This window comes from Kocuria rhizophila (genome assembly GCF_003667225.1).
Classification (GTDB): Bacteria; Actinomycetota; Actinomycetes; order Actinomycetales; family Micrococcaceae; genus Kocuria; species Kocuria rhizophila.
Window position 1 is genome coordinate 1 of sequence record NZ_RCOM01000106.1, and the last position, 6,406, is coordinate 6,406.

At 72.4% G+C, this 6,406-nt stretch carries 7 protein-coding genes; 4 read left to right on the forward strand and 3 right to left on the reverse strand.

What is annotated here, in order from left to right:
* Window positions 1–104 precede the first annotated feature (104 nt).
* From D9R02_RS10845 to D9R02_RS10855, 3 genes are read left to right on the forward strand one after another with little or no spacing between them, the layout of a single operon-like run.
* Window positions 105–932 carry an alpha/beta fold hydrolase gene (locus D9R02_RS10845; RefSeq protein ID WP_121566898.1) on the forward strand — a complete coding sequence of 276 codons (828 nt, stop codon included), beginning with the start codon at window positions 105–107 and terminating at the stop codon, window positions 930–932.
* A gap of 2 nt (window positions 933–934) precedes the next feature.
* The gene (locus D9R02_RS10850; protein ID WP_121566899.1) at window positions 935–1,846 is read left to right on the forward strand and encodes an EamA family transporter; all 912 of its coding nucleotides are present in this window, start codon (window positions 935–937) and stop codon (window positions 1,844–1,846) included.
* A 52-nt stretch (window positions 1,847–1,898) separates the two neighbouring features.
* Complete coding sequence (locus tag D9R02_RS10855) at window positions 1,899–2,477, forward strand: mismatch-specific DNA-glycosylase (protein WP_019309517.1); 579 nt, start codon at window positions 1,899–1,901, stop codon at window positions 2,475–2,477.
* Between the two features lie 31 nt (window positions 2,478–2,508).
* On the opposite strand, the gene D9R02_RS10860 is transcribed toward D9R02_RS10855, so the two are convergent.
* Both D9R02_RS10860 and D9R02_RS10865 read right to left on the reverse strand, forming a co-directional pair.
* On the reverse strand, window positions 2,509–3,864 hold the full coding sequence (locus D9R02_RS10860; RefSeq protein WP_121566900.1) for a carboxylesterase family protein: 1,356 nt from the start codon (window positions 3,862–3,864) through the stop codon (window positions 2,509–2,511).
* Window positions 3,857–4,297, reverse strand: a complete 441-nt coding sequence (locus D9R02_RS10865; protein ID WP_121566901.1) for a GNAT family N-acetyltransferase — start codon at window positions 4,295–4,297, stop codon at window positions 3,857–3,859. Before D9R02_RS10865 ends, D9R02_RS10860 begins: the two co-directional genes overlap by 8 nt.
* Window positions 4,298–4,408: 111 nt before the next feature.
* Here D9R02_RS10865 and D9R02_RS10870 point away from each other — a divergent pair, with 111 nt between their 5' ends.
* Window positions 4,409–5,095 carry a trimeric intracellular cation channel family protein gene (locus D9R02_RS10870; protein ID WP_039101713.1) on the forward strand — a complete coding sequence of 229 codons (687 nt, stop codon included), beginning with the start codon at window positions 4,409–4,411 and terminating at the stop codon, window positions 5,093–5,095.
* Window positions 5,096–5,334: 239 nt separating this feature from the next.
* Here D9R02_RS10870 and D9R02_RS10875 read toward each other — a convergent pair.
* Window positions 5,335–6,406 (reverse strand): acyltransferase family protein (locus D9R02_RS10875; protein WP_147435359.1); only part of this gene is annotated, 1,072 nt, incomplete at its 5' end.

Here is a 6,406-nt window from a genome sequence, read left to right on the forward strand (position 1 = left end):
GCCAGGGCCCGGGCCCGAGGAGGCCCGGGCGTGCGACGGCGGGGCGGGCCGGGCGGCGTCGGCGGCTTTGGTGCGGGTCGGCGCGGCGCAGTAGATTGACGCCCGTGCTTCAGGATCCCAAGCCCACACTGAAGACCACGCTGATCGGCTCCGGGGAGCACCGCGTGGTGTTCCTGCACGGGCTGTTCGGACGCGGCAAGAACTTCACGAACATCGCCAAGGGGCTGCAGCCCGAGTTCAGCTGCCTGCTCGTGGACCTGCCCAACCACGGGGACTCCGCGTGGACGGAGTCCTTCGGCTACGCCGCCATGGCGGACACCGTGGCCGAGCAGCTGCGCGCGGACTTCGCCGCCGCAGGCCCCGTGGACGTGGTGGGGCACTCGATGGGCGGGAAGGTGGCCATGGTGCTCGCCCTGCGGCACCCGGAGCTGGTGCGCCGGCTCGTGGTCGAGGACATCGCCCCCGTGGACTCCCAGGAGGCGGACACCACCTCTTCGCGCGGCAACTTCGAGCACCTGCTCGGTTCCCTCAAGCGCCTGGACCTCACCGGCATCACCCACCGCTCCCAGGCCGACGCAGCCCTGCGCGCCGCCATCCCGGACGACACCGTTCGCGGGTTCCTCCTGCAGAACCTCCGCCACCGGAACGGCGGCTTCGGCTGGCAGCCCAACCTGGACCTGCTGCACTCCGAGCTCGGGGACATCGGGGCGTGGCCGGCGGACGACGTCGCGGGGCGCACCTACACGGGGCCCGTGCTGTGGGTTGCGGGGGAGAACTCGCCCTACATCCGGGCTGAGGACGCGCCCGCCATGCGCGCGCTGTTTCCCCGGACCGTGCGGATCACCGTGCGCGGCGCCAGCCACTGGGTGCACGCGGACCGCCCGGAGGAGTTCATCATGGCCCTGCGGACCTTCCTCCTCAAGGACCTCTAGCCGTGACCGGCCCGGACGGCTTCCCACGGCCTGACGGCACAGCGCAGGGCGTGGCCCTGGTAGTGGCGGCGGCCTTCGTCACCCAGACGGGTGCGGCCGTCGCCGTGGGGCTGTTCGACGAGGTCGGTGCCCTGGGGGCGGTCTTCCTGCGACTGGCGCTGGCCGCGGTGCTGCTGTGCGCCGTCGTGCGCCCGCCACTGCGTGCCGTGACCCGGCAGAACGTGGGTGTGGTGCTCGGATTCGGGGTGGCGCTGGGTGGGATGAACATGCTCATCTACCAGGCCATCGCCCGGTTGCCGCTGGGGGTGGCGGTCACCGTCGAGCTGCTCGGGCCGCTGGTGCTGTCCGTGGTGCTGTCCCGCAGGCTCAGTGGCCTGCTGTGGGCGGGGCTCGCGCTCGCGGGGGTGCTGCTGCTCAGCGGTGTGGGCCCGGGAACGGAGATCCCCGATCTTGCGGGAGTGCTGTTCGCGCTCGCCGCGGCGGGGATGTGGGCGTGCTACATCCTCCTGTCCCGACAGGCGGGGCGGTCCTTCCCCGGCATCCAGGGACTGGCCCTGGCCATGGCGGTGGGGGCGGTGCTCGCGGCACCGTTCGGGATCGTGAGCGGCGGGGCGGCACTGCTTCAGCCGGGCGTGCTGCTCGTGGGCGTGGCCGTGGCGCTCATGTCCTCGGCGCTGCCGTACGCGCTTGAACTCGCGGCGCTGCGGCGGCTCCCCGCGGAGACCTTCTCGATCCTCGTGAGCATGGCGCCCGCGGTGGCCGGGCTCGTGGGGTGGCTGATCCTCGGGCAGGGCATGGGACCGGGGGAGATCGCGGGCATGGGGCTCGTGATCGTGGCGAGCGCGGCCGCCGTACGGTCCGGGCGGAGGCCGCCGTCCCGTCAGCCCGAGGCCCTCGCTCCGCCCGCGCCGTGAACCCGGCAGCCGTCGAGGCTAGTGTCCGCCCCAGGCCCTATCCTCGGGTGCCATGGGCTTCACACGCGCAGAACTGGACTCCTACCGGGACCGCACCGTGCCGGACCTGATCCCGCACCCCCTGCGGCTGCTGTTCGTGGGGATCAACCCGGGGCTGTGGACCGCGGCCACCGGGGCGCACTTCGCTCGCCCCGGCAACCGGTTCTACCCCGCGCTGCACCGGGCGGGCATCACGAGCACCCGGATCGACGCCGCGGACGGGTACGACCCCGCGGAGCTCGCGCAGCTGACGGACCGGGGCATCGGGATCAGCAACGTGTGTCCGCGCGCCACGGCCCGGGCGGATGAGCTCACCAGGGAGGAGCTGCACGAGGGAGCGAATCGGCTGGACCGGCTCATCCGGCGGGAGCGTCCCGCGGTGGTCGCGGTACTGGGGATCACCGCCTACCGGGCGGCCTTCGACCGTCCGAAGGCCACGGTGGGGTGGCAGGAGTCACCGTGGCCGGGCACCGAGCTGTTCGTGGCGCCCAATCCGAGCGGACTCAACGCCCACTCCTCACTCGATGATCTGGCCCGGGTGTACGGGGAGATCGCGCGAGCTGCCGGAGTGGTGGACGCGCAGCGCGACTGACCAGGCAGCGGGTGGATTGCCTGCACCGGCATCACTCCAGCGGGAAGACCCTCAGCCCGGCCTGCGGATCGCTGTCCGGGGCTTGACCGCGCGCGAAGTCCGCCCACGCGCGGCGCAAGCGGGCGCCGTCGTGCACCACCTGGGCCCAGGTGTGGCCGTCCACCAGCGGCGTGTGCTCCCACACATCGTGACCGGGGAACAGCAGGGGCAGCTCGGAGATGTGCGCGGCGGCCACGGGGTTGCGACCCACGCCCCACGAGAACTCATAGCGCCGCCCCGTGCCGCCGGCCTCCGCGTGGCGCCGCGCGAAGCGCGCGGCACCCTTCCCGTAGAGGCGCTGGGTGAACGGCGTGATGAGCAGCCGTTCCACGCGCCGGGCCCTGCGGGGATGCTGCATGCGGGAGAGCAGGGGCGGAATGCGAGCCGTGAACAGGGCGGCCTCACGGGTGGTGCTGCCCACCAGGACCTCGACGTCCGGTGCGGCGGCCCGCCACGCCGCGTCGAGCTCGTTCTCCGGGGGCAGGGGATCGTGGCCGTACTGCAGCCCGAAGGGCATCTGGCCCTTGAGGCCGTGGCGCACGGCGGCCTGGGCCCCCCGCCGCTGCATGGCGCGCACCTCGTCCAGTGGGGCATCGCGTGCCAGGGGTGCTGCCGTGGTGGCCATCAGGGCGCTCATCTTCGCGCGGCCGGCCAGCAGCCCGAAGGGCGCGCTCTGGATGATGGCCCGCCGGAACAGACCCCGGGCCTGCGGGACGAGCATGAGGTGCGCCACGGCGTCGCCGCCGGCGGACTGTCCGAACAGGGTGACGTTCTCGGGATCCCCTCCGAACGCGCCGATGTTCTCGCCGGACCACCGCAACGCCGCGACCATGTCCAGCAGCCCCAGGTTGGCCGGGATCTCCGTGCCGTCGCCCAGGAACCCCAGCAGTCCCAGCCGGTACGTCACGGCCACCACCACCACGTTCTGCTCGGCCACGAGCGCACCGGGGTCGTAGAAGGGTGCGTCCCCGCCGCCGGCCGCGTAGGAGCCGCCGTGGATCCAGATCATCACGGGCAGCCGCGCGTCCACCGGCGTGCCGGCGGGAACGGTCACCGACACCCGCAGGCAGTCCTCGTCCTGGGGCAGGTCCCCGATGTTGCTGCCCACGATGTCGTCCAGGAACGGCATGGGCGGCTGGGGGCACGCGGGTGCGGGCTCAGTGGCCAGGACCGGGGTCGACGCCGCCGCCACCGGCCGCGGGCGCTCGTAGCGTCCCGCGCGGGCGTACCGGATGCCGGTGGCCCGGTCCACTGCGCCGTCCCGCCGCCCGATGATGGTGCCGCAGGGAGCATCCCAGCGAGGTGCCTGTGCGTCCGTTGGTCTGGCGGTCCCGGAGGTGTCAGCCACGGGGGACCTCCAGGCGCAGGCTCATGCCGATGGTGTGCGGCGCCCTGTCCTGGAATCCGTGGCGGGCGTAGAGGGCCTGGCCCGGGCCGTCCGCCATGAGACTCACGTAGGCGCCCGGGGGAGCGTCCGTGCGGATGGTGTCCAGCAACCGCTGCAGCACCGCGCTGCCCAGCCCCTGCCCCTGGTGCTCGGGCAGCACCGCCATGTCGATCACGTGGAAGTACCATCCACCGTCACCGATCACACGGCCCATGCCCACCGTTGCGCCGGTCTCCTCGTGGCGGACGTGAACGGCAGCCCACGCTCCGTGGATCCCGGCCTCCGCCTGCTCCTCGGTCTTGGGGTGCATGCCGCTGTCCCGGCGCAGAGCGAGGTAGTCGGCCACGGAGGGTGGGGAGTCCACCAGGGTGTATCCCGGACGCACGTCTGTCATGTGACCAGTCTGACGGCTCCGTCCGACATGTGCAGGGGGACCGACCCGCATCTGCGGACCCTATGCTTGTCCCCGGACTTTAGGCGGACACGGCACAGGAGGAGGCACCCGGTGGACATACAGGCTGAGGTGGTCTTCGACCTCGTGGACCTGCTGGGGGTGCTCACCAACGGCATCCTGGGCGGTGTGGTGGCGCGGCAGCTGCGCATGGACCTCGTGGGCTTCGTGGTCCTGGCCATCGTCTCCGGTCTGGGCGGGGGCATGCTCCGGGACACGCTCCTGCAGCAGGGCTTTCCCGTGGCACTGACCAATCCGGCGTACCTCACCTCCGCGCTCGCCGGTGCCCTGATCGCCTACCTCCTGGTGTTCGACAGCAAGTGGACCTTCCGGGCGCTGTTCGTGGCGGACTGTCTCTCGGTGGGCTGCTGGGCCGCCACGGGCACCGTCAAGGCGCTCGGCTCGGGTCTCGCGTGGCCACCGGCCATCCTGCTCGGGGTGGTCACCGCGGTGGGCGGCGGCATGATCCGCGACATCGCCGTGGGCCGGCTGCCCGCCATCTTCGGCGGGAACACGCTCTACGCCACGAGCGCCCTGCTGGCCAGCGCGCTGATGGCCCTGCTCTCCGAGCTCGGGCACCCCACGTGGGGCATGGCCGGGGCGATCGTGCTCAGCGCCGTGGTCAGCGTGTCCGCGCGGCGCTTCGGCTGGCGCCTTCCGGGTCCGGCGAACCTCAGCCCCAGTGCCCTGAAGAAGCTGCGCCTGCGTCCGGTCCTGGGCAGGCGCACGCGGCGCGAGTGACGGCTGGTTCCCAGCACCGCGGTTCTCTTCCGACATGCCGCACACCGTTCGCCGGGTCCGGTGGCCGGGCACGACGCCGCTGGGTCCCGTTCCCGGGGTGGAGGTGCCGTGCGCGGGGCCGCGCCGTGACTCCGACCCCGGGTGGCAGGCCGTGGCAGGGAGGCGCCGCGACGGTGAGGTGCCCTGGGTGCGGTGCCGGACCGTGCGGCGTCGTGCGGTCTCGATACGCGGCCCTGTGGTCACCTCACTGCGGACTTGAGCCGCAGGGTGGGCTTCTCCACGAGATGCCACGAGAGCCACGCGAGGACCAGGGTGACAAGCAGCGCCACCGTGGCGAACCCCCAGTAGCCCAGCACGGTGTGGGCTCCTGCCACGGCGAGCAGCTGCTGGACGGGGAACGCGTAGATGTACGTGCCGTAGGAGAGGTCGTTGACCGAACCCAGGCGCACGGGCAGCACCGCGCCCAGCCACAGCAGGCCGTAGGCGAACGGGATGGCCACCGCGAACCACCCGAACGGTTCCGGCCAGGTCTGGGACGCGTACGTCAGCAGGAGTGAGGGGACGGCCAGCCACCACCGCAGCGGGACACGGTTGCGGGCGGCCCACAGCAGCATGCCGGCCAGGAAGAAGCCGCCCAGGCGGAACCCCTGGAAGAGCTTGGTGGCACTGAGGTCCACGGGGTCGAAGGTGGCGAACTGCAGGAGCGACACGATGACGAACGCCAGCGAGATCCAGGCGAGTGGGCGGCGTCGTGCCCACGGGAGGGTGAGGAGCAGCCCCGCGGCAATGTAGGCGGCGGCCTCGTACCAGAGGGTCCACAGCGAGCCGTTCCAGACGTCGGGGTACGGCACACCCGTGAGCAGGTGCTGGATGTCCCACTGCGTGATGTAGAGCGTGGCATTGGCCACCACGTAGGCCAGGGCGCTGCCCGGTACGACCGTCTCCCCGCTGAGGAGCGCGCTCACCGGGGCGATCACGGCGGCCGTGATGGCCAGGGACACCCAGAACGCGGGGTAGAGGCGCAGGGCCCGGCGCCACAGGAACGCGCGCAGGGACAGGCGCATCCGGGATCCCGCGATCAGGTACCCAGAGATCGCGAAGAACCCGTTCACGGCGGTGCCGCTCGCGTTCTGCCACGCGCTCTCCGGGTAGCCGCCCACGGGAACCGTGTGACCCAGGATCACCGCGGCCGCCAGGAGGAGGCGGATGGCGTTGAGGGCGTTGGCGTGCGAGGACAGGCGGGAGCCCAGGGTGGCTCGTGCGGGGCCGCCGGTCGTTCTGGTGCACCGGTGACGGGGTTCGGGGGAGGGG

What these genes read in the sequence shown, in the direction of transcription:
- D9R02_RS10855 (WP_019309517.1), top strand. Translation starts at nt 1,899, where the DNA reads ATGGGCTTCACACGCGCAGAACTGGACTCCTACCGGGACCGCACCGTG.
- D9R02_RS10865 (WP_121566901.1), bottom strand. Translation starts at nt 4,297, where the DNA reads ATGACAGACGTGCGTCCGGGATACACCCTGGTGGACTCCCCACCCTCC.